The 24,122-nt window shown below is 45.4% G+C and carries 18 protein-coding genes and 4 tRNA genes; 6 read left to right on the forward strand and 16 right to left on the reverse strand.

What is annotated here, in order from left to right:
* Positions 1 to 58: 58 nt before the first annotated feature.
* On the forward strand, positions 59 to 907 hold the full coding sequence (locus A8O14_RS05265) for an alpha/beta hydrolase (RefSeq protein WP_068948563.1): 849 nt from the start codon (positions 59 to 61) through the stop codon (positions 905 to 907).
* Positions 908 to 956: 49 nt separating this feature from the next.
* Here the strand turns inward: A8O14_RS05265 and A8O14_RS05270 are convergent.
* The 4 genes from A8O14_RS05270 to gltX form a co-directional block, all read right to left on the reverse strand.
* A tRNA-Asp gene (locus A8O14_RS05270) sits at positions 957 to 1,033 on the reverse strand.
* A 41-nt stretch (positions 1,034 to 1,074) separates the two neighbouring features.
* Positions 1,075 to 1,150 (reverse strand) — tRNA-Glu (locus A8O14_RS05275).
* Positions 1,151 to 1,185: 35 nt separating this feature from the next.
* Positions 1,186 to 1,261 (reverse strand) — tRNA-Ala (locus A8O14_RS05280).
* 78 nt (positions 1,262 to 1,339) lie between these two features.
* Positions 1,340 to 2,737 (reverse strand): glutamate--tRNA ligase, encoded by a 1,398-nt coding sequence (gltX, locus tag A8O14_RS05285; protein ID WP_068948564.1) that lies wholly within the window; start codon positions 2,735 to 2,737, stop codon positions 1,340 to 1,342.
* Between the two features lie 64 nt (positions 2,738 to 2,801).
* Here gltX and hslO point away from each other — a divergent pair, with 64 nt between their 5' ends.
* Positions 2,802 to 3,767: an Hsp33 family molecular chaperone HslO gene (gene hslO, locus A8O14_RS05290; protein ID WP_068948565.1), complete on the forward strand. Its 966-nt coding sequence runs from the start codon at positions 2,802 to 2,804 to the stop codon at positions 3,765 to 3,767.
* A 2-nt stretch (positions 3,768 to 3,769) separates the two neighbouring features.
* On the opposite strand, the gene ftsB is transcribed toward hslO, so the two are convergent.
* The 4 genes from ftsB to A8O14_RS05310 are packed head-to-tail and all read right to left on the reverse strand — an operon-like array spanning position 3,770 to position 7,959.
* A complete protein-coding gene (gene ftsB / locus A8O14_RS05295; RefSeq protein WP_068948566.1) occupies positions 3,770 to 4,075 on the reverse strand; it encodes a cell division protein FtsB in 306 nt (101 codons plus the stop codon).
* 14 nt (positions 4,076 to 4,089) lie between these two features.
* Complete coding sequence (gene eno, locus A8O14_RS05300; RefSeq protein WP_068948567.1) at positions 4,090 to 5,376, reverse strand: phosphopyruvate hydratase; 1,287 nt, start codon at positions 5,374 to 5,376, stop codon at positions 4,090 to 4,092.
* Positions 5,377 to 5,424: 48 nt separating this feature from the next.
* Complete coding sequence (kdsA, locus tag A8O14_RS05305; RefSeq protein WP_068948568.1) at positions 5,425 to 6,288, reverse strand: 3-deoxy-8-phosphooctulonate synthase; 864 nt, start codon at positions 6,286 to 6,288, stop codon at positions 5,425 to 5,427.
* Positions 6,289 to 6,297: 9 nt separating this feature from the next.
* Entirely contained in the window at positions 6,298 to 7,959 is a 1,662-nt protein-coding gene (locus A8O14_RS05310) for a CTP synthase (protein ID WP_068948569.1), read from the reverse strand.
* Between the two features lie 85 nt (positions 7,960 to 8,044).
* Between A8O14_RS05310 and A8O14_RS05315 the strand changes: the two genes are divergently transcribed.
* The 3 genes from A8O14_RS05315 to acnB all read left to right on the forward strand — a co-directional run bounded on the left by A8O14_RS05315 (position 8,045) and on the right by acnB (position 11,438).
* Positions 8,045 to 8,491 (forward strand): DUF2147 domain-containing protein, encoded by a 447-nt coding sequence (locus A8O14_RS05315; RefSeq protein WP_068948570.1) that lies wholly within the window; start codon positions 8,045 to 8,047, stop codon positions 8,489 to 8,491.
* A gap of 4 nt (positions 8,492 to 8,495) precedes the next feature.
* Positions 8,496 to 8,684, forward strand: coding sequence for a superinfection immunity protein (locus tag A8O14_RS05320; RefSeq protein WP_068949727.1), 189 nt, complete (start codon positions 8,496 to 8,498; stop codon positions 8,682 to 8,684).
* 168 nt (positions 8,685 to 8,852) lie between these two features.
* Positions 8,853 to 11,438: a bifunctional aconitate hydratase 2/2-methylisocitrate dehydratase gene (gene acnB / locus A8O14_RS05325; RefSeq protein ID WP_068948571.1), complete on the forward strand. Its 2,586-nt coding sequence runs from the start codon at positions 8,853 to 8,855 to the stop codon at positions 11,436 to 11,438.
* A gap of 76 nt (positions 11,439 to 11,514) precedes the next feature.
* Here acnB and A8O14_RS05330 read toward each other — a convergent pair whose 3' ends face one another.
* From A8O14_RS05330 to A8O14_RS05340, 3 genes are read right to left on the reverse strand one after another with little or no spacing between them, the layout of a single operon-like run.
* Complete coding sequence (locus tag A8O14_RS05330) at positions 11,515 to 12,282, reverse strand: spermine/spermidine synthase domain-containing protein (RefSeq protein ID WP_228385114.1); 768 nt, start codon at positions 12,280 to 12,282, stop codon at positions 11,515 to 11,517.
* Positions 12,282 to 16,328, reverse strand: a complete 4,047-nt coding sequence (purL, locus tag A8O14_RS05335) for a phosphoribosylformylglycinamidine synthase (protein ID WP_068948572.1) — start codon at positions 16,326 to 16,328, stop codon at positions 12,282 to 12,284. The genes A8O14_RS05330 and purL overlap by 1 nt, the downstream gene beginning before the upstream one ends.
* A 21-nt stretch (positions 16,329 to 16,349) precedes the next feature.
* Positions 16,350 to 17,024 carry an ABC transporter ATP-binding protein gene (locus A8O14_RS05340; RefSeq protein WP_068948573.1) on the reverse strand — a complete coding sequence of 225 codons (675 nt, stop codon included), beginning with the start codon at positions 17,022 to 17,024 and terminating at the stop codon, positions 16,350 to 16,352.
* Positions 17,025 to 17,092: 68 nt separating this feature from the next.
* On the opposite strand from A8O14_RS05340, the gene A8O14_RS05345 reads away from it, so the two are divergent.
* Complete coding sequence (locus A8O14_RS05345; RefSeq protein ID WP_228385115.1) at positions 17,093 to 17,686, forward strand: arylesterase; 594 nt, start codon at positions 17,093 to 17,095, stop codon at positions 17,684 to 17,686.
* A 2-nt stretch (positions 17,687 to 17,688) separates the two neighbouring features.
* Here A8O14_RS05345 and A8O14_RS05350 read toward each other — a convergent pair whose 3' ends face one another.
* From A8O14_RS05350 to clpP, 5 genes are all read right to left on the reverse strand, one after another.
* On the reverse strand, positions 17,689 to 19,152 hold the full coding sequence (locus A8O14_RS05350; protein WP_068948575.1) for a peptidylprolyl isomerase: 1,464 nt from the start codon (positions 19,150 to 19,152) through the stop codon (positions 17,689 to 17,691).
* 121 nt (positions 19,153 to 19,273) lie between these two features.
* Positions 19,274 to 19,349 (reverse strand) — tRNA-Val (locus A8O14_RS05355).
* 116 nt (positions 19,350 to 19,465) lie between these two features.
* Positions 19,466 to 21,898 (reverse strand): endopeptidase La, encoded by a 2,433-nt coding sequence (gene lon, locus A8O14_RS05360; protein WP_068948576.1) that lies wholly within the window; start codon positions 21,896 to 21,898, stop codon positions 19,466 to 19,468.
* A gap of 190 nt (positions 21,899 to 22,088) precedes the next feature.
* Positions 22,089 to 23,447, reverse strand: coding sequence for an ATP-dependent Clp protease ATP-binding subunit ClpX (clpX, locus tag A8O14_RS05365; protein WP_068948577.1), 1,359 nt, complete (start codon positions 23,445 to 23,447; stop codon positions 22,089 to 22,091).
* Positions 23,448 to 23,478: 31 nt separating this feature from the next.
* Complete coding sequence (gene clpP / locus A8O14_RS05370; protein ID WP_068948578.1) at positions 23,479 to 24,108, reverse strand: ATP-dependent Clp endopeptidase proteolytic subunit ClpP; 630 nt, start codon at positions 24,106 to 24,108, stop codon at positions 23,479 to 23,481.
* Positions 24,109 to 24,122: the final 14 nt, after the last annotated feature.

Genomic DNA, 24,122 nt, shown 5'->3' on the forward strand with positions numbered 1-24,122 from the left:
TCGGTGTATTCTTAGCATATAACTACTATTAAATACCAAATTTGAGACGTTGTGTGAAATGCCTTACAGAATTCCATCCGAAATTTTAAAAGAGAGCATTACCTTACTCCTGCCGGGTTTGAATGGCGGCGGTTTAGAGCTCGGCCAATTACCGAGTTTCTTAAATGCCAATGGCTATGAAACATGCATTCCAGAGATTAATGGCTATCTGTATGGCACCCCTGCCGATAGCTATGAAAATTGGATTAGCCAGGTTCATAACAAAATTGATGAGCTTAAAAATCATTACAAAACGATTAACTTAGCTGGAATTAGTATGGGCTCAACTCTAGCTCTTGCAGTTGCCAGCCAAAGGACGGATATCTCATCCATCGCCTTGCTCTCGCCTGTATTGCGCTATGACGGCTGGTCCGTCCCTTGGTATCGTTTTCTTTTAGATATTGCCTATAACTTTGGCATTAGAAATTGGGAATATTCAGAACGTGAACCATTTGGCATTAAGAATCCTGATTTGCGTAGACGGATTCGGGACAAGTTTAAGGCTCACGAGCTGTCTGAAGTAGGCGCCCCACTCATTACCGCAAGACATCTTCATGAAGCTAAGGGCTTGATGTCTTATGTAACTAAGAATTTGAATTCAATTACATCTAGGCTTCTCATTGTTCAATCTGTTGAGGATGACACTTGCACAATATGGTCTGCTGAGAAGATTCTTGCTAACGCAAAATCTGATTTACGAAGAGCGATTTGGCTCGGCAATAGCTACCACATTGTTACCATTGATAATGAGCGTGAAATCGTTTTGAATGAAGTATTACGTTTTCTTACTAAATCAGCCGGCGGCAATCTAGGCTCTGAAAATTACTATAGCGAGATGACCCCGAAACCGCTACGAACACGAGCCTGATAGAGATAAATAAAAAGCCTCCGATTTGGAGGCTTTTTATTTTGGAATTTGGCGGAACGGACGGGACTCGAACCCGCGACCCTCTGCGTGACAGGCAGATATTCTAACCAACTGAACTACCGCTCCAAATTACAACAAACAAAACATTTACAACAACCAAAAAAATTTGGCGTCCCCAGGGGGATTCGAACCCCCGTACTCACCGTGAAAGGGTGATGTCCTAGGCCTCTAGACGATGGGGACCTGGACTACTACTTAATGCCTTTGTCCTGCTTACTTGGTGGAGATAAGCGGGATCGAACCGCTGACCTCTTGCATGCCATGCAAGCGCTCTCCCAGCTGAGCTATACCCCCGAAATCCCGCAATAAAACCACAAGACACTCAAAACAATCCAAGATTTTAGCCTATTTTTGTGCAAGTGCGCAAATTGGCTATTGGACCACCTTGGAGAGCCTATTTACAGCCTCTTCTTTACCCAAAACAACCAGCACAGAATCGATGGCAGGAGTCTGAGTAGTCGCAAATAATGCATAGCGAACAGGCATTGCTAAGGCCGGCATTTTCAGTTGATGCTGAGCTAGAACTTGTTTAAATGCTGCACTATAAGCTTCCTTACTTGGGTCAGCCTTTTTGATTGCCTCAATCAAATCACTGAGGGCAGGAATAACTGTCGCAGGAATATTTGCAGTAATTTGTTCTGTAGTTAACTGAGGTGCTGGTAGGTAGAATAATTTAGATCCCTCCGCTATCTCAATAAGCGTGTTTGCACGGTCCTTTAACAAACCAACTACTTGAACAAAATTTGGACCTGATTCAGTATCAATTCCCAATTCATGAGCAAACGGTTTTGTTGCCTCTGCCAATTTCACCGAATCAGAATTTTGAATATATTGGTGGTTTAACCAAAGCAATTTCTCTGGATTATGTTGCGCAGGAGAACGGCCTAAGCTATCTAAGTCAAACCAATTCACAAATTGTTCTTTGGTAAATACCTCTGCATCACCATGTGACCAACCCAAGCGGGCCAAGTAATTCAAGATGGCTTCAGGTAGGTAACCTGCTTTTTGATAATCGCGCACACTCATGGCGCCATTGCGTTTACTCATCTTCTCACCAGAGTCATTTAAGACTGTTGGTAGATGGGCATAGACCGGGGGTGTACCACCCAGGGCTTTCATAATGTTAATTTGGCGTGGAGTATTGTTGACATGATCATCGCCACGAATGACGTGGGTAATCTTCATGTCCAAATCATCCACAACTACACAAAAGTTATAGGTCGGCGTGCCATCTGGTCTTGCAATGACTAAGTCATCCAACTCGTCATTGGAAATTTCAATTTGCCCTTTTACGGCATCTTCCCAAATAACTGAACCACCAATTGGATTCTTAAACCGAATAACTGGCAATACTCCTTCAGGAATGGCTGGTAAGGTTTTGCCTTGTTCTGGTCTCCACATACCGTTATAACGGGGCTTTTCTTTATTGGCCATCTGCTGATCACGAAGTTTATTCAGTTCCTCCTCGCTCATATAACAGGGGTAGGCTAATCCAGACTCCAGCATTTGTTTGATCACCTCACGATAGCGATCAATGCGCTGCATTTGGTAGATGGGTCCCTCATCAATATCCATACCCAACCACGCCATACCCTCAATGATGACATCCACAGCCTCTTGTGTAGAGCGTTCTAAATCAGTGTCTTCTATGCGAAGTATGAAATCGCCTTTATTGTGGCGTGCAAAGGCCCATGGGTAGAGAGCGCTGCGAAGGTTTCCTAGATGAATAAAGCCCGTGGGACTAGGGGCGAAACGTGTACGAATATGCATAAACCGTATTATCTCAGGTCAGCCAAAATGACACCAAATTCAAAAAACGTGGATACTTTCATTTATGAATGAATTGCTTGTATTTATGTGTGATGGCGCCCCGGTCCGCGGGGAAATAGTCTCGATTGGAACAGCCTGGCAGGCCGTTTTAGAGCGTCGCAATGACCCTCCTGCTGTGCGACGCATTTTGGGTGATTTTGTTGGCGCAGCCACCCTTTTAAGTGCAAGCCTGAAATTTGATGGCACCCTCATCATTCAGGCTCAGAGTAAAGGTCCTGTGCAACTATTGGTGGTTGAATGCAAGTCCGACCTAACGATGCGTGCAACGGTCAAACTTTCAGTCGATGCCTGCGAGATTTCTGAAAACGCAAGTCTAGGTGAGTTATTAGACGCCAGCAACTCAGGCAGGCTCGTAATTACGCTGGACCCGGCAGATCGTGAGCCAGGCCAACCCCCTTATCAAGGGATTGTTGCCCTTCAGGAACAGCGTGGTGATGTAATCCAGCCCGTTACCAGCGCAGCTGAAGCTATTGCACTTTATATGCAAAACTCTGAGCAATTAGACACTCGCATTTGGCTGTCATCCAATGACAGCAATGTAGGTGGCTTATTGTTGCAACGTTTACCAAACTCTGGTGGTCATGCACACTTAGACCCTCAGGTAGCTGCAGAGGGATGGTCGCGCATTCAAACTCTTGGAGAAACGATTACTGATGAAGAATTGCTTACCCTTTCTCCGGAAACAATTTTGAGACGTCTATTTTTAGAAGAGTCAGCAAAAAATGGTGTACGTAGCTTCCCTGCCCGCCCAATACGCTTTTCTTGTCGCTGTTCGCGGACTAAAGTGGCAGATGTACTGCGTATGCTTGGCGAGGAAGAAGTAAAAAGCATTCTCGACGAACAAGGCGCCGTGGAAACTATCTGTGATTTTTGCGCCAAGACGTATCGCTTTGATGCTATTGACTGTCTGCAGGTTTTTAAGACCGATTTATTAAGTGATGCCACCAGGCCACCATCAGGCGGTCATTAAGTTCACTGTTTGGTAGCTTGTGCTGTTGCAGCCTTATCAGCGGGTAAGATTTGCACAAAGAACTCGCCGTCTTTAATGAGACCATGCTCAACTCGTGCACGTTCCTCAATAGCACGGGTGCCATCTTTTAAATCTTTAACATCACCCGCTAATTTCGCATTACGTAAAGCCAAGAGGCTATTTTTAGCCTCTTGTAGCTCGACTTGTTTTTCCATCTCGTATACCTTAAGCCACCCACCCTTACCCAACCAAAGTGGATACTGAATTGCAATCAGCAATACCAGCATGGAGTAGATGACGATACGCATAGAGGCTTAAATGCTTATCGCTTCAGATTATAGAAAACAGACTTACCTGGGTATGTCGCAACGTCACCCAAATCTTCTTCGATGCGCAAGAGTTGATTGTATTTAGCGATACGGTCAGAACGGGACAATGAACCTGTCTTTATTTGACCGGCATTTGTACCAACTGCGATATCGGCAATCGTACTGTCTTCTGTCTCACCGGAGCGATGCGAGATCACCGCAGTGTAGTTTGCGCGCTTGGCCATTTCAATGGCAGCAAAGGTCTCGGTCAAGGTGCCGATCTGATTAATCTTAATCAGGATGGAATTAGCAATCCCTTTTTCAATCCCTTCTTTGAGAATACGAGTGTTGGTTACGAAAAGGTCATCACCAACCAATTGAATTTTCTTGCCGAGTTTCTTGGTAATGTCAGCCCAGCCATCCCAATCACTTTCATGCATACCATCCTCAATCGACACGATTGGGAACTGGTCAGCGAGGTTGCCGAGGTAGTCTGAAAATTCACTTGAAGATAATTGAAGGCCTTCGCCAGATAAATGGTATTTACCGTCTTTATAAAACTCGCTTGCGGCACAATCCAGAGCCAGAAGAACATCCTCACCAGCTTGATACCCAGCGCCTTCAATGGCCTTCATGATGGTTTGCAAGCATTCCTGATTACTCTTGAAATTAGGTGCAAAGCCACCTTCATCACCTACAGTAGTTGGCATACCTTGGGCGCCAATAATCTTTTTGAGTTCATGGAAAATTTCAGCACCACAACGCAACGCGTCACGGAAGTTTTCAGCACCTACTGGCATTACCATGAATTCTTGAATGTCTAAGCTGTTATTCGCATGGGCACCACCATTGACGATATTCATCATTGGGACTGGCAACTGCATGCCACCTGAGCCACCAAAATAACGATACAAAGGTAGGCCCGCCTCTTCAGCGGCGGCTCTAGCAACTGCCATGGATACAGCTAAAGTGGCATTAGCCCCCAAACGTGCTTTGTTATGGGTGCCATCTAGATCGATCAATGTCTTATCTAAGAAGGCTTGCTCACTAGCATCTAGACCTAGAATAGTTTCGGCGATCTCAACATTAATGTTCTGAACCGCTTTGAGAACGCCTTTACCTAAATAACGAGACTTGTCTCCATCGCGCAATTCGATTGCTTCACGAGAACCTGTAGAGGCACCAGATGGGACTGCTGCACGACCCATAACACCTGATTCAAGTAATACATCGCACTCAACCGTTGGGTTACCGCGTGAATCTAAAATTTCTCTACCGATGATGTCAACAATGGCGCTCATGCACCTTCTCCTTAAAACAATATGAAATGGGCTTGTTAATAAACTAAATTACTTAAAACTATTCTCTAAAAATGGACCAGTCGACTTCACGACCGTATCGATTGCCACCAGGGACTCTAATAACTCCTTCATTCGATTCAGAGGTACAGCATTAGGCCCATCAGACAGCGCATTCGCGGGATCAGGATGGGTCTCCATAAAGAGGCCGCTAATACCTACAGCCACTGCGGCTCGAGCCAATACAGGTACAAACTCGCGTTGACCGCCGCTTGAATTGCCTTGTCCGCCAGGCAACTGCACTGAATGTGTGGCATCAAACACTACTGGGGCATTCGATTCACGTAAGATTGCAAGGCTGCGCATATCGGAAACTAAATTGTTGTAACCAAATGAGGCGCCACGCTCACAAACCATAAATTGGTCTGGAAGATTTTTTTCAGCAGCAGCTACTCTTGCCTTCTCGATCACATTGAGCATCTCATGCGGAGAAAGAAACTGACCTTTTTTAAAGTTGACTGGCTTACCACTTTGCGCGCAGGCACGAATGAAATCAGTTTGTCTGCATAAAAAAGCGGGGGTTTGCAAAACGTCTACCACGCTTGCTACGGCTGTAATTTCACTAATATCATGCACGTCCGTTAGAACGGGAACGCCAACTTGCTTCTTAACCTTGGCTAAGATTTCTAGACCCTTTTCCATGCCAAGTCCGCGAAAGGATGTGCCTGATGAGCGATTGGCTTTATCGAAGGAAGACTTATAAATAAAGGGGATCTTTAGTGCACTTGTGAGCTCTTTAAGTTCACCAGCAATATCAATGGCGGATTGCTCAGATTCGATAACGCAGGGACCAGCAATCAGAAAAAACCGTTGATCTAAGCCAACATTAAAACCACAAAGCTTAAATGTGCTCATCGTTTCCTCTTAAGCAACTTGTTTTAATGCAGCATCTTGATGAGCAAGCGCAGCATTGATAAAGGCTGAGAACAATGGGTGACCATCGCGCGGAGTAGACGTGAATTCCGGGTGAAATTGCACTCCAAAGAACCAGGGATGCATAGCCTCAGGTAATTCCATCATTTCAGGCAAAGATTCATTCGGCGTTCTTGCGGAAATAATCAGACCAGACTGCTCAAGCTTAGGCACATAAATATTATTGACTTCATAACGATGGCGATGACGTTCATTGACTTCAGCGCCATAAATGCGATGCGCGAGTGTATTTGCTTTGACTGGACAACGTTGTGAACCTAAGCGCATCGTGCCACCAAGATCCGATTCATTGGTGCGCTTCTCTACACGACCTTCTCTATCAAGCCATTCGGTAATCAAAGCTACAACTGGACTCTCAGTTTCTGGATCAAATTCGGTGCTGTTAGCTTTTGCAATATCGGCTACATGTCGAGCAAATTCAATTACAGCTAACTGCATGCCTAAGCAAATACCTAAATAAGGCACATGGTTTTCACGAGCATAACGAATTGCTGCAATCTTTCCTTCAGTGCCGCGCTTACCAAATCCGCCTGGAACCAAAATGGCATCAAGCTTTTTAAGGCACTCAATCCCATCTTTTTCAATCACTTCAGAATCGATGTAATTGATGTTTACCTTAGTATGGGTATGAATGCCTGCATGACGTAATGCTTCAATTAATGACTTATAGGATTCGGTGAGTTCAACATACTTACCAACCATGCCAATGGTGACCTCATGTTTTGGATTGGCTAACTCATAAACCAACTTCGCCCAAACTGAAAGATCGGCAGGCTTGGCATTAATTTGCAACTCTCGGCAAATCAAATCATCCATGCCTTGTGCATGCAGCATTTCAGGAATCTTATAAATCGTATCAACATCCCAAACTGAGATGACAGCCTCTTCGCGGACGTTGGAGAAGAGGGAGATTTTTGCTCGTTCATCATCAGGGATTGGTCTGTCAGCACGACATAGCAATACCGTTGGCATGATGCCAATCTCACGTAACTTTTGAACTGAGTGTTGTGTAGGCTTGGTTTTTAACTCGCCAGCGCTACTGATAAAGGGCACCAAAGTTAGATGTACAAAGGCGCAGCTATGCATCGGTAAGCGCAAGCTCATCTGCCGTGCAGCTTCCAAAAATGGAAGGGATTCGATATCGCCTACCGTGCCACCAATTTCACAAATAGCAATATCGGCTTTACCGTCATGGCTTGCTTTTGCACCACGCTCTACAAATGCTTGAATCTCATTTGTAATATGCGGAATTACTTGAACGGTTTTTCCGAGGTATTCACCACGGCGTTCTTTGCTGATGACTGACTCGTAAATCTGACCAGTGGTGAAGTTATTGCTCTTACGCATCTTTGCCGAGACAAAGCGCTCGTAGTGACCTAAATCCAAATCGGTTTCAGCTCCATCCTCGGTCACAAAAACTTCACCGTGCTGGAGTGGGCTCATGGTGCCCGGGTCCACGTTGATATAGGGGTCTAATTTTAGGAGGGTGACTTTCAGGCCGCGGGATTCGAGAATCGCGGCAAGCGAGGCAGCTGCGATTCCTTTCCCTAAAGAAGAAACCACACCACCAGTGACAAAAACGTATTTGGTCATCGCTTAAGCTCTGTTGGAAAAAGTAATTATAACGATAGCCAAGGGTATTTATAGAAAATGAAAAAAGGTAATATTGCTTAAATCTATGAAAAAACAACCATTTTTCCTTATTTTCGCGGCTCTTCTGAGCTGCGCATCCGCCCTTGTTTCTGCCCAGTCTCTGGATTCTATTGTTGGGAATTGGAAATCATTTGACGACGATACCAATGCTCCTGCCGCAATCGTACAAATTACCGAGAAAAACGGTATTTTTTCAGGGGTGATCACCAAATTACTGGATCCAAACGCTCCTCTTGTTTGTGAAAAATGTACAGACGCCAGAAAAGGAAAGTCCGTTGTAGGCATGGAGATCCTGTCTGGTCTAAAAAGGACTGGAGATGCCTATTCTGGCGGACAAATCCTCGATCCAGATGATGGTGAAATCTACAGGGCAGAGATGAAGCTTAAAGATCAGGGATCTAAATTGGATCTCAGAGCCTATATTGGCATCCCCCTTCTGGGAAGGACTCAAACCTGGGTACGTGAAAGGTAAGACCATGCGCCTATTCTTCGCTGTTTTAATCACCCTACTCTCCCTCTTCTATTTCCTGCCTTTTGCCATTGCATTTCATAAAAAAAGGGCAAATACTGGCGCAATATTTGCTTTAAATCTGTTTTTAGGATGGTCTCTAATTGGCTGGGTTGTGGCACTTGTCTGGTCCCTTAAAGAAGAAAGTGTCGTTTAAGCCCAAATTAGATGTTTGAAGCCGCCTCACTGCTGCTAATAATGCTTAGGGTTTAAACTCTTATATAAGAGTTAAATAAGACTTAAATTAGTAACTATAATTGAGCAAATCGGGTGAAAATGCCCTTTTGGCCTTTCTATTGATCACTTTTACCTCATAGGAAACACAATGTTAGAAGCCTATAACGCCCAAGTAGCTGAACGAGCTGCCCTCGGCATTCCAGCACTCCCATTAACTAAAGATCAAACCGCTGAATTAGTAAAGTTACTAAAAAACCCGCCAGCAGGAAAAGAGGCGGAGTTAGTGGAGCTAATTACCAATCGTGTACCAGCAGGTGTTGATGAAGCGGCGAAGGTGAAAGCGGAGTTTTTAGATGCAGTTGCTAAAGGCACCGATAAATCTCCACTGATTTCTCGAGTAAAGGCTACTGAGTTACTGGGAACCATGCTTGGTGGTTACAACATCAAGCCATTAGTTGAATTGCTCACTGATGCTGAATGCGGCACTGTGGCTGCAGAAGCACTCAAGAAAACACTCTTGATGTTCGACTACTTCAATGATGTTCACGAGCTTGCTGAAAAAGGCAATGCCAATGCTAAAGCAGTCATGAAGAGTTGGGCAGACGCAGAATGGTTTACTAGCCGCCCTGCCGTTCCAGAAGCCATGAAGCTCACTGTATTCAAAGTAACTGGTGAAACCAATACTGACGATCTCTCACCCGCACCTGATGCATGGAGTCGTCCAGATATTCCATTGCATGCAACGATCATGCTCAAGAACCCACGTCCTGGTATTGAGCCAGATGAGTCTGGCGTTCGCGGTCCAATGAAACAAATTGCAGCGCTCCAGAAAAAGGGCAATCAAATTGCTTACGTAGGTGACGTTGTAGGTACTGGTTCATCACGCAAGTCTGCTACTAACTCTGTGCTCTGGTGGACTGGTCAAGATATTCCTTTTGTACCAAATAAGCGTTTTGGGGGCGTCTGTCTTGGTGGCAACATCGCCCCAATCTTCTTTAACACCATGGAAGATTCTGGTGCACTACCGATCGAATTAGATGTATCCCAAATGAATATGGGCGATGAGATTGAGTTGCGTCCATACGAAGGCAAAGTATTCAAAAATGGTCAAGTGATTACTACTTTCTCACTCAAATCACCCGTAATTTTGGATGAAGTACGTGCTGGCGGTCGTATTCCGTTGATCGTTGGTCGCGGCTTAACAGCTAAAGCTCGTGCGGCACTGGGTTTGCCAGCCTCTACAGAGTTCCGTCTACCGGTAAGCCCACCTGACAATAAAAAAGGTTTCAGCTTGGCACAGAAGATTGTTGGACGCGCATGCGGCTTGCCAGAAGGTCAAGGAGTACGCCCTGGCACTTACTGCGAGCCACGCATGACAACAGTTGGCTCACAAGACACCACTGGTCCAATGACTCGTGATGAATTGAAAGACTTGGCTTGCCTAGGTTTCTCATCCGATTTGGTAATGCAGTCCTTTTGCCACACTTCTGCCTATCCAAAACCAGTTGATATCCGCACTCAACACGAATTACCACCATTCATGACGAATCGTGGCGGTGTTGCATTACGTCCAGGTGATGGCGTGATCCATAGTTGGTTAAATCGCTTGTTACTCCCAGACACCTGTGGCACTGGTGGCGATAGCCATACACGTTTCCCAATCGGCATTTCATTCCCAGCAGGTTCAGGCTTAGTTGCTTTTGCGGCTGCCACTGGGGTTATGCCGTTGGATATGCCCGAGTCTGTTTTGGTTCGCTTCAAAGGCAAGATGCAGCCTGGTATTACCTTGCGTGACCTGGTAAATGCAATTCCTCTGTATGCCATCAAAAAAGGATTGTTGACTGTTGAGAAACAAGGCAAGAAGAATATATTCTCTGGCCGCATCCTTGAAATCGAGGGCTTGCCTGATCTTAAAGTTGAACAAGCATTTGAGTTATCTGATGCATCTGCAGAGCGTTCTGCTGGTGGTTGTACTGTTCACTTGAACAAAGAGCCAATTATCGAATACATGCAATCCAATATCACTTTGATGAAGTGGATGATTGCCAATGGTTATGAAGATAAGCGTACTCTTGGCCGCCGCATCAAAGCCATGGAAGCTTGGATTGCAAACCCACAATTGCTCAAAGCAGATCCTAATGCTGACTACGCTGAGATCATTGAAATCAACATCGATGAAATCAAAGAACCTATCCTCGCCTGCCCTAATGACCCAGATGATGTGAAAGTATTGTCTGAGGTTGCCGGCGATAAGATTGACGAAGTATTTATTGGCTCATGCATGACTAACATCGGTCACTTCCGTGCAGCTGGTCAGGTATTGCAAGGCAAGAAAGATATGCCAACTCGCTTATGGGTCGCCCCTCCAACCAAGATGGATGCAATGGTCTTGATGGAAGAAGGCTACTACGGCATTTTGGGTGCAGCAGGTGCACGTATGGAAAGCCCAGGCTGCTCATTGTGCATGGGTAACCAAGCGCAGATTCGCAAAGGTTCGACTGCCGTATCAACCTCTACTCGTAACTTCCCCAACCGCTTAGGTATTGATACCCGTGTTTACCTCGCCTCTGCTGAGTTAGCTTCTGTAGCAGCCCTCTTGGGTCGCTTGCCAACCCCTGCTGAGTATTTGGAGCAAGTTAAAGCTCTCGATGCGAAATCTGGTGAAGTGTATAGATACATGAGCTTTGATAAGCTAAAGTCATTTAGCGATGTAGCTGACACAGTCACTGTGTAATTTACTCAACCCAAAAATGGGTTAGGTTATTAAAAGGCGATCTTCTGATCGCCTTTTTCTTTTGTATTTCGAAATATTAAATCGAAAGTCTATTCTCTTGTCTTGCGTTCTCTCGACTGATACCTGAAACCCATTTATTGGTTGGAAGGCCTGTTTTTTCTAAAATCAGTTTTGCGCGCTTTGATACTTCTTTCCATTCGGCTTCTAGCTTGGGACCCTTAAATGCGATTGCCACTACATTGCAATCGTGTGACTCCGGAAACAATAAAACGCGATTATCAAAAGCCTCGCAGATATTTTTAAGGTTGATATCAAAACTCTCGTGACGAGAAAACAGATTAACCGTCATGACACCAGGCGCCTTGAGAATGTTGTAGCAGCCCTCGTAGAACTCTAGAGAACTCGCAGCGGGTCCGTCGCAGATCGCGTCATACAGATCTACCTGTACGGCATCAAACCGACCCTTATTCTTACTTGATTTTACAAAAGCTTTGGCATCAGTCTGAAGAGTTTCAAGTCTACGATCATCATCGGGAGTAAAGAACATTGATCTAGCCGCTACTATTACTGCAGGATTTAGCTCAACCACTGTAGTTTTCACCGCGGGGCAATAACGATGCTGAAACTTCGTTAGAGCGCCAGTGCCTAATCCTAGTTGAGCAATCTTCATTCCCGGCTTGGTCTCCAAGAAAAGAAGCCAGGCCATCATTTGCTGGTTGTATTCGAGATAGATTTCATCGGGGTCACGAATGCGCATAGCCCCCTGAATTAACTCACTTCCAAAATGCAGATAGCGAATGCCACCACTCTCGGAAAAAGTTACCGGCTCCATTGCAAACGACATTAATTAGCCCAGCGACGTGCGTTTCTAAAAAGGCGTAGCCATGGGCTTGCTCCATCTGGAGTATCAAGCCACTCAGGTGGACACCAGCTCATTTGCGCGGCGCGGAACACCCGTTCTGGATGCGGCATCATGACGGTAAATCGACCATCAGGAGTAGTTACGCCAGTCAAACCGTTTGGTGAACCATTGGGGTTCATTGGATAAATTTCAGTTGGATTACCTTGATGATCAACAAAGCGAAGGGTTGCTAAGCCTTGCTTAGTAATTTGGTCCAGGTTGCCCTGTTGGCTAAAGTTTGCAAAGCCTTCACCATGTGCGATTGCAATTGGTAATTGACTACCTTCCATGCCTTGCGTAAAGATTGATGGTGAAGCAATGACCTCTGCCATCACCAAGCGTGCTTCATACTGCTCTGATTGGTTACGAGTAAATTTAGGCCAAGCTTCAGCTCCCGGAATAATTCCAGCAAGGTTGCTCATCATTTGACAACCGTTGCATACGCCCAAGGCAAAACTGTCTTGACGAGTAAAGAAGCTGGAAAATTGATCCCGCAATTGCTGATTGAACAGAATTGTTTTGGCCCAACCCTCACCTGCACCTAGAACATCGCCATAACTAAAGCCACCGCAGGCAATCAGTCCACGGAAGTCGTCTAACTTGGCTTTTCCGCTTAATAGGTCAGACATATGCACGTCATAACTATCAAATCCTGCCCAATTCACTGCATAGGCCATTTCAACATGAGAGTTCACTCCTTGCTCTCGCAGGATGGCTACTTTTGGACGTGCGCCTTTGGAAATAAATGGCGCAGCGATATCTTCAGCAATATCAAAAGTCAATTTAGGTGACATTCCTGGATCAGACAAGTTATCCAGTAAAGCAAATTCTGAATCAGCACAAGCTGGGTTGTCTCTTAAGCGAGCAATTTGATAGCTTGTATTTGTCCACATCTTTTGCAGCACTTCGCGTGGCTCTGCAAAAATATTCTTAGCGTCACGCCAGATCTCAATGCGGCCATTGTTATTGGGTTTCCCAATAACATGGCTAAATGCACTAAGACCTAATTTACGCAAAATGGCAAAGACAGCATCACGATCTTCCTTGCGGACTTGAATTACTGCGCCAAGCTCTTCATTGAATAAAGCACGCATGGTCTGCTCGTGACGACGCCCAGATACTTGCTGAGCCCAGTTCTTGGCATCACCATAATCTGGCTCTTGTCCTGGATCGGTTGCAATCATATCAACGTTGATCGAAATGCCAACATGGGATGCAAAAGCCATTTCAGCTACGCAAGCTAATAAACCACCATCAGAACGATCGTGATAAGCCAATAATTTATTTTCTTTGCGAAGCTCAATAATGGCAGTAGCCATTGCCTTAAGGTCTTCTGGATTATCAAGATCTGGAGCGGCTTTACCAGATTGATTAAGAACCTGAGCCAAGATACTACCAGCCATACGACTCTTGCCACGGCCTAAATCAATCAGGATTAATTCCGTTTCTAAGACTGAGCCATCTTGATTTTTTAGCTTTAATAATGGTGTTGCAGTCTTGCGAACATCTTGTACGGAAGCAAATGCAGAAATAATCAATGAAACGGGTGCGACCACTTTTTTCGCATCACTTCCATCGTGCCATTCTGTAGCCATTGATAAAGAGTCTTTACCAACGGGAATGGAGATTCCTAGTGCTGGACATAGTTCCATGCCAACGGCTTTAACCGAGTCATATAACTTTGCATCTTCGCCTGGCGCACCACAAGCAGCCATCCAGTTTGCCGAAAGTTTGACATCCTCTAGACGGCGTATATCTGCAGCCAACAAATTGGTAAGCGCCTCACCAACAGCCATGCGCGCTGCAGCGGGAGCATCAATCACAGCCAATGGGGTTCTCTCACCCATGGTCATGACTTCACCGCGGTATCCCCTGTAATCCATCAAGGTGACTGCACAGTCAGCAACAGGGACTTGCCATGGTCCGACAAATTGATCACGAGCATTTAAGCCGCCAACAGTTCTATCGCCAATAGTGATTAAGAAAGATTTGCTTGCTACAGTCGGTTGCTGTAGAACCCACGCAATCGACTGAGCTAAATCAGCATCGGTAACATCAAGCTCTTCAAACTCTTGTGCAACGCGCTTTACATCGCGATGCATTCGCGGTGGCTTTCCTAACAATACTTCCATCGGCATATCAATCGGTAATGCCGCGTCAGCTCCATCCGCTTGCTTTGAATCGACTAGTTGCAATTGGCGCTCGGCAGTAGCCTCACCGACAACTGCAAATGGGCAACGCTCACGTTCACAGAAGGATTTGAATAAATCTAAGTTTTTAGCTTCAATTGCCAATACATAGCGCTCTTGAGATTCGTTACACCAAATCTCTGCTGGGCTCATACCGCTTTCTTCTAGAGGAACGCTGCGAAGCTTGAACTTGGCGCCTAAGCCTGCACCATCAGCCAGCTCTGGGAATGCGTTCGATAAGCCGCCCGCACCAACATCATGAATTGAGACGATTGGGTTGTTATCACCAAGCGCGCGGCAGGCATTAATGACTTCTTGCGCACGACGCTCCATCTCTGGATTGCCACGTTGTACTGAATCAAAGTCGAGATCTGCGGTATTGGTGCCGGTTGCTACAGAGCTACCAGTTGCACCTCCCATGCCAATGCGCATGCCTGGACCGCCAAGCTGAATCAATAAATGGCCAGCTTGGATGGCTTTCTTTTCTGTATGAATGGAATCGATACTGCCGATGCCACCTGCAATCATGATGGGTTTGTGATATCCGCGGCGCGTGCCATCTAAGGTCTGCTCAAATACGCGGAAATATCCACCCAAAATAGGACGACCGAATTCATTATTGAAAGCTGCACCACCCAATGGACCATCAATCATGATCTGCAATGGTTTAGCAATGCGTTCTGGCTTGCCGTACTGCTCGCTCTCCCAGGGAAGATCAGTTCCCGGAATATTCAGATTGGAAACTGAGAAGCCCGTTAAGCCAGCCTTTGGTCGGCCACCAATTCCGGTTGCACCTTCATCACGAATCTCGCCTCCGGCGCCTGTTGAAGCACCTGGAAATGGAGCAATCGCTGTCGGGTGATTATGCGTCTCCACCTTCATCAAGGTATGAACAAGACGTGTATCTTTTTCGTAACGATGATCATTGCCCTGAGGAACCCAAGTTTCTGCTTCGCAGCCAACCATTACCGCTGAGTTATCGGAGTAGGCAACGATTGTGCCTTCAGGCTGTAACTGATGAGTATTACGGATCATTGCAAACAGTGAGCGCTCTTGATCATCACCATCAATGGTCCAGCTTGAATTAAAAATCTTGTGACGGCAATGTTCGCTATTAGCTTGCGCAAACATAATGAGTTCGACATCACTGGGATTACGTTTCAAGCGAATAAAGTTTTCAGTTAAGTAGCTAACCTCATCATCAGAGAGTGCTAAGCCTAGCTCTTGATTAGCTTTATCTAAGGCAGCTCTACCCTCTGTGAGAACAGGAATACGCGTTAAAGGACGATCATCTAAAGTTTGATAGAGAGCATTTGCAGCATCAACCGAATCAATCACTGCTTCAGTCATTCGATCATGAATCGCTGTCAAGACCAATTGCTCTTGCTCGGGACTTAAAGGCTTTTTACTCTTCCAAGCGAACTGAACGCCACGTTCAATTCTTAATACGTTTAAGCCACATTGTTGTGCAATATCTGTCGCCTTACTCGCCCATGGTGAAACCGTTCCTAGACGTGGAATAACGATCGCGCCTTGGAGATTTGCAGAGCTACTCTTTCCTAACGCAAACCAAGATTTACCTTGGCTAATTTTTGAGGCAAAAGGTTGTCCATAGGTTAGCAAGCTGGCTAGAACTTGTTGATCTTGCTCGCTTTGCTGCTCATGAGACCAAATGAAGTGCAAATACTGCGCTTCAATTGATTCGAGCTCAATTCCTTGTGCTGCCAAGGAGGCTAAAAGTCGCTGTTGACGGAACGGGGAAAGCGCATCAGCGCCGGGCAAAAAGTGGAAAAAAGACATCCCTAGATTATAAGGTTTTGCCTACGCCAGCTGACCGCCCTGAAGGTGCAGTTGGCGCTGGCACCGACTGGCCAAGGCGGGATCATGGGTGACCAATACTAGAGTGGATTGGTTGGCCTGATTTAGCTCAAAAAGCAGCCTTATCACTCGCTCCCCACTCGCCTCATCAAGGCTGCCGGTAGGCTCATCCGCAAACAAAATATCTGGTCGGGTAATGAAGGCGCGTGCAAGAGCAACCCGCTGCTGCTCGCCTCCAGATAAAGTTTTCGGAAAATGGTTGAGTCGGTCCTGTAACCCAACTCTTTCTAACCAGGATATCGCCTCTTCTTTAGCTTCATTTCGGCCAATCATCTGGGCCGGCAAAAGCACATTTTCCAGTGCGGTGAGATGTGAAAGCAACTGGAAGGACTGAAATACGAAGCCTACATGCGCGGCTCGAAGCTTTGCCCTACCATCCTCGTTTAACTGATTGAGGTCCTGCTCCATTAGTGAAACATTCCCGGAGCTTGGCAGATCCAGTCCAGCCAAGAGGCCGAGTAATGTACTTTTGCCAGATCCTGAGGCCCCAGTGATAGCCACACTTTCACCTTGAGCAATGTCAAAACAAATGTCGTGCAAAATGCTTATTACACCGTCGCTAGATAAGACTTCTTTACCTAGGTGATTGGCGCTTAATACTTTTGCTGGAATACTCATAGATGAATCAAGGCTGGCTGACCTGCTGGATTAAAAAATTAATATCGATAGGCTTATTTTGCCTGTTAATGCCCATTGTCACAGCTTCCCATGCAAACCCAGTCATCTTGGTCATGGGAGACAGCCTCTCAGCTGAATATGGTCTTCCCAGAGGGTCGGGCTGGGTAAAGTTACTTGAAGTCCAGCTAGAGAAACAAGCCAGTCCATGGAAGGTCTTTAATGCCAGTATCAGCGGCGAGACTAGCTCTGGCGGTCTTACTCGTCTTCCCGCCCTGTTGGAATCCAAAAAACCTAGGATTGTTTTATTGGAGCTTGGTGCCAATGATGCCTTGCGCGGCCTCTCGATAGAACAAACTCAAAATAATCTACAAAAGATGATTGCATTGAGTAAACAGTCTGGTGCAAAAGTACTGCTAATGGGGATGCAAATACCGCCAAATTATGGACAGCAATACACTAAACAATTTAAAGATCTTTATCCTAAGCTTGCAAGTCAGGAAGGTATTGAGCTGTTACCATTCTTCATGGCTGGGGTAGCAAGTAATAAAGATTTATTTCAAAGTGACAACATTCACCCAAATGTCACAGCGCAATCCATTCTCTTTAAAAACGTATGGGGCGCTATGGCCCCATATCAATCGTTACTTCAACAACCCCAGTAATATTAGGTTCCTGAGTTATTCGATGGCGGCTTTAAAGGATTAATGACCTTTACGCCAGCAGCATCGCGCCAGTAAGACATGAATCCGGCAAATTCAGATTGGGCGGCGAGCGCCTGAATCTGTTGGGCTTGCGCCTTGTGCACCTTGGCATCAACGCCCGTAGGCTGACGCACCTGATCAACACGATACAAAGTTGCGCCAACACCAGGATTGCTTACAGATACCACTGCAGGAAATTTATCTGGATTAATGGACATCACATCATCTAAAGCTGATCCAACTAAATTGGCCGGCTTATTACGTGATACCCAAATTGGAGCGGCGAAACCACTTGCGCTCTTAGGATCTTTTTCTAAAGCAGCATAGCGCTCTGCGGCAGCCGCTATTGCCAATTTCTCAGCTGCGCGTTGACTGACTTGACGCTTTACTTCAGCTGCAACATCTTTAAAAGGTAAGACTTGTGCTGGGTGGAAAGTAACCACACGAGCTGAAACAAAAACACCAGGGGCTGTCTGTACCGCTTCAATATTGCGTTTGTTTTTTAAGGCCTCATCGCCAAACAAGGATTGAACAACCTTAGGATTAGCAAGCGGGTGATCTCGAGATACGCCTAAAGGCCCAGATCGAGTTAAACCCTTTTGGGTTTGAACGGAGAGTTTTAACTTATCTGCAGCAGGCTTAAGACTGTCTGATTGGTCATAGGTCATATTGACAAATTGATCTGCCTTTTCGCTAAAAGCTTTTGCATCTTCTTTGGGGTCAGCCTTCAGAACGATGTACTCCACGTCCACATATTCAGGACTCTCAAATAGCTTAGCATTTGCGTTATAGAAGGCCTGTAGCTCCTCAGGACTTGGATTTACTTTCGACAAATAATCTTTTGCATTAAAAGACAAAGCCTGAACCTGGCGCTCTGTCTCATAAAGTGTAGAGACAATTTCAGATAATTTCGGTGTACCAATTTCAGTGCGCGCCACTGAATTTACTAACTGACCAATCTTGAGATCAAAAGCCTGGCTAGCATAGAACTGCTCTTCATTTAAACCATTACTCGCAAGTAATTGCTTAAAGCGAACATCATCAAAGCTACCATCTTGTCGATATAAAGCACGAATTTGCGGAATGCCTTGTAAACTCTGAATTAAAGCTTCTTTACCCACTTGCAGGCGAAGATTAACAACAGCAAATCCTAAAATTCTTTGTTGCAATAACTCATTTAAGATAGCCTGTCTAAATTGCAGACTTTGAGCAATTTGTAAATTACCGCCAACGCGCTCAGCTTGACGTTTTGCCGCGTTATCCACTTCTTGAGCTGTAATCGGCTTGCCATTCACCTTGATAAGATCGGTCTCTTTATCCATAAAGCCGGAATAACTGGATATACCAAACATAACAAATGACGGAACAATGAACAACATCAGCACGAGCTGAAGTAATTTTTGATGCTTACGGACGGTATCAAACATGAATAAGTTCGCTAGTAATTATTAGTAATAACGCGTTTAAATAAACGGGAATCATACGAGTTTACTAGGGAGAAAGAGATTTCAGGTGAAAGCCATGAATAGGCTTGAGACTGTGAATATTTGGTGGGCGCTGAGAGGCTCGAACTCCCGACATTCTGCGTGTAAGGCAGACGCTCTACCAACTGAGCTAAGCGCCCCAAAATATTACAGCTGGAATTGTAACCTAAACGGGGATTTCTAGACTAAAACCCGCTAAAACCACCAGAATATGTATGGTGGTTTTAGCGAATATCCGCTTTCTAGCAAGAACAATTTAATGCTTGAGCACATCTCCAGAGGAAACGCTTTCCTTGGCTTTGCTAGCCTCGGAAGCCTTCTTGGCTAACTCCTCGGGTGTTGGGTCAGGCAAAGCCTCTGGCATGCGTTCTAATGCCAGTTCAAGAACCTTATCAATCCAACGAACTGGAACAATCTCAATCGCATTCTTGACGTTATCAGGAATATCAATCAGATCCTTCACGTTTTCTTCCGGGATCAGAGCCAACTTGATACCGCCACGATGTGCTGCCAATAACTTCTCTTTTAAGCCGCCGATTGGAAGCACTTCACCGCGCAAAGTAATTTCGCCAGTCATTGCCACATCTGCGCGAATAGGAATGCCTGTAAAGACTGAAACTAATGCGGTTGTAATAGCGATACCAGCTGATGGACCATCTTTTGGTGTCGCGCCATCCGGGAAGTGAATGTGAATATCCTTCTTCTCAAATGCCTCATCGGAAATACCAAGGCGTTTGGCTCTGGAGCGAACAACTGTCCGAGCAGCTTCAACAGATTCTTTCATCACATCGCCGATTGAGCCGGTACGGGTAATGATACCCTTGCCAGGCATCGTCGCAGCTTCAATCGTCAGAAGATCGCCACCCACTTCAGTCCAAGCTAATCCAGTGACCTGACCAACTTGATTCTCTTTACCGGCTAGGCCAAAGTCAAACATACGAACCGATAAGAACTTCTCTAAATTGTCGGCGTTGACAACCACTGGCGCGGCCTCTTTCTTTAAGAGAAGAAGCTTAACTACCTTACGGCAAATCTTGCTAACCTCTCTTTCCAGAGAGCGCACACCAGCCTCACGGGTGTAGTAGCGAATCATGTTACGAACAGCGCTTTCTTCAATCTTGAGCTCATCCTTTTTCAAACCATTATTTTTGATTTGCTTTGGAATTAGGTAGTTGACAGCGATGCTGGTCTTCTCATCTTCCGTATAACCTGCCAAACGAATGATCTCCAGACGATCTAATAAAGGACCAGGAATGTTTAATGAGTTCGATGTCGCAACAAACATCACATCGGATAAATCAAAATCTACCTCTACATAGTGATCCTGGAAGGTGTGGTTCTGCTCTGGATCCAAAACCTCCAGTAAGGCACTCGCAGGATCACCACGGAAATCCATGCCCATCTTGTCAACTTCATCCAAGAGAAATAATGGATTGCGAACGCCTACTTTAGTTAAGCTGGTCAAAATCTTGCCAGGCATAGAGCCAATATAGGTTCGGCGATGACCGCGAATCTCAGACTCATCACGGACACCACCCAAGGCCATGCGAACAAACTTTCGATTAGTTGCTCGCGCGATAGATTGACCCAAAGAGGTCTTACCAACACCGGGAGGGCCAACCAAACAAAGAATTGGAGCCTTTACACGATCAACGCGCTGTTGTACTGCGAGGTACTCCAAAATACGTTCTTTGACTTTATCTAGGCCATAGTGATCTTCGTCCAATACTTTTTCGGCATTGGTGAGGTCATTATTAATTTTAGTTTTTTTCTTCCAAGGCAGATTTACCAAGGTATCGATGAAGTTTCGAATCACTGTAGCCTCAGCTGACATCGGAGACATCAACTTGAGCTTCTTCAATTCCGATTCTGCTTTTTTCAGAGCTTCCTTAGGCATACGCGCAGCTTTAATACGCTTCTCGAGCTCTTCGAGATCAGCGCCCTCTTCACCTTCGCCTAGTTCTTTTTGAATCGCTTTTACTTGCTCATTTAAGTAGTACTCACGCTGACTCTTCTCCATCTGGCGCTTCACACGACCACGAATCCGTTTTTCCACTTGTAAGATATCGATCTCACTTTCGAGATCAGCCAATAAACTCTCAAGACGTTGCACTACATCGGTCATCTCAAGCAAGCGCTGTTTCTGCTCTAGCTTGACAGGCAAGTGCGCGCAGATCGTATCAGCCAAACGACTTGGGTCATCAATCCCGCCAAGGGACGACAGAATTTCTTGAGGAACTTTTTTATTTAGTTTTACGTACTGATCAAACTGAGCCATGATGGCGCGACGCAGTGCTTCGGTTTCATGAGCGTCAATCGCATTTAATGCAGTAGGCGTAGCCTCGCAATTGAAGTAACCAAGACTATCCTCAATCTGACTAACTTCTGCGCGTTGCACACCCTCAACAAGGACCTTAACGGTACCGTCAGGAAGTTTGAGCATTTGCAAAATATTGGCAATGCAACCGACCTCATAGAGATCCTCAATTCCAGGCTCATCTTTTGCAGCGGTCTTTTGGGCAACCAATAGGACGTTCTTACCAGTTTCCATTGCAGCTTCAAGCGCCTTGATGGACTTTGGGCGACCCACAAACAGGGGGATCACCATATGAGGGAAGACAACTACATCCCGCAATGGGAGTAACGGTAGTTGAATGGGTTCAGAGGGTAGTAATAAGTGGCCAGGCATAGGGCAATTCCTCCAAAGTAATCAATCCTCAAGCGTCTTTATCTAGTGGGATTCTGTTGAATAAACACTAGATACAGACATTATTCTTGAGTAGCATACTACCTATATGGGTAGCACTTTGGGAATTTCAAGGGTGAGAAGTGCTAAAAAGGGGCAAATATGCCCCAAAAATAGCGAAAACCCTAAGAATTTAGGCTTTTTTGCTCAAATCCGACTGTTCAAGATCATGCTTGTAAACCAGCAAGGGCTTGCCACCGTCAGCAATGCTCGATTCATCGATCACAACCTTCTGAACATTCTTTAGGGATGGCAAGTCATACATGACATCCATTAAAGAGCCCTCAAGGATGGACCGAAGACCACGAGCACCAGTTTTGCGAGCGATTGCCTTTTTGGCTATAGCTGAGAGCGCTTCACGGCGCACTTCAAGTTCGGAGCCTTCCATAGTCAGAAGTGCCTGGTATTGCTTAACAAGTGCATTTTTAGGCTCAGTAAGAATCTGAATCAAAGCCTCTTCGTCAAGCTGCGCTAATGTTGCCACTACAGGCAGACGACCAATCAACTCCGGTATCAAACCAAACTTAATCAAATCTTCTGGCTCAACTTCAATTAGCAAATCGCTCACCCCGCGATCATCTTTGCCTGGAACAACCGCATTAAAACCAATTCCAGTTTTTGCAGTGCGTTGTTGAATGACTTTTTCTAAGCCATCAAAAGCGCCACCGCAAATAAATAGGATGTTTGTAGTATCGACCTGCAAGAAATCTTGATTGGGGTGCTTACGACCGCCCTGTGGAGGAACAGAGGCCATCGTGCCCTCAACAAGCTTGAGCAAAGCCTGCTGAACACCTTCACCCGATACGTCACGTGTGATTGATGGGTTATCAGACTTACGAGAAATCTTATCGATCTCATCGATGTAAACAATACCGCGCTGCGCTTTTTCTACGTTGTAATCGCAAGCTTGTAAAAGCTTTTGAATAATGTTTTCTACATCTTCACCAACATAGCCAGCTTCAGTCAAAGTGGTTGCGTCAGCCATAACAAATGGCACATCCAGCATGCGGGCTAATGTTTGCGCTAACAAGGTTTTACCGGAGCCTGTTGGACCAATCAATAAGATATTGCTTTTAGCTAACTCAACGCCATCAACAATCGCCTTAGCAGGAGCCTTGGATTCTTTTTTATCCAAAACCTCTACGGGCTTGCCGTCTTTATCTAACTTTTCTTTTTTAGGTTTAGGCAAATACTGCAAACGCTTGTAATGGTTGTAAACGGCTACTGCCAGGGTTTTCTTGGCATGATTCTGACCAATTACATATTGATCAAGGTTTTCACGGATCTGATGTGGTGTTGGTAATGAATTATCACCCTCTTCCTTGGGAAGCTTGGCGATCTCTTCTTGAATAATGTCAGTGCAAAGATCAATGCACTCATCACAAATAAATACGGATGGGCCAGCAATTAGTTTTTTTACTTCATGCTGACTCTTGCCGCAGAATGAGCAATACAGAACTTTATCGCTTGAATTGGTGTTGGTATCGCTCAATGTATTTGCTCAAAGAATATTAAATGTGTGCTTAAGGACGCTTTTCGATTACTTTGTCGATCAAACCATAATCCTTGGCTTGTTCAGCTGACATGAAGTTATCACGATCAGTGTCTTTTGCAATGGTTTCAATGGACTGGCCTGTACGATCAGCCAAAATTTTATTCAGACGCTCACGTAAATACAAAATCTCACGAGCCTGAATTTCGATATCAGAAGCCTGACCGCGTGCACCGCCTAAGGGCTGGTGAATCATGACACGAGAATTTGGTAATGCATAACGCTTATCTTTTTCACCGGCACATAACAGGAATGCGCCCATGCTAGCAGCCATACCCATACATAAAGTACTGACGTGTGGTTTGATGAATTGCATCGTGTCATAAATCGCCAAACCAGCAGATACAGAGCCACCTGGGGAATTGATATACAACGAAATATCTTTATCTGGGTTTTCGCTTTCAAGGAACAACAGCTGAGCAATTACCAAGTTTGCGGTTTGGTCATTTACTTCACCAACCAAAAAAACTACCCGCTCTCTTAGAAGACGAGAATAAATATCGTAGGCACGCTCACCACGTCCAGAGGTCTCAATGACCATCGGAACCAAGCCCAATCCTTTAGGTTCTAAGTCTTCAGATTGAAAATGGTTCTGGTTCATATTGAGGCCTTTAT

Origin of the sequence: Polynucleobacter wuianus (assembly GCF_001659725.1) — a bacterium.
Classification (GTDB): domain Bacteria; phylum Pseudomonadota; class Gammaproteobacteria; order Burkholderiales; family Burkholderiaceae; genus Polynucleobacter; species Polynucleobacter wuianus.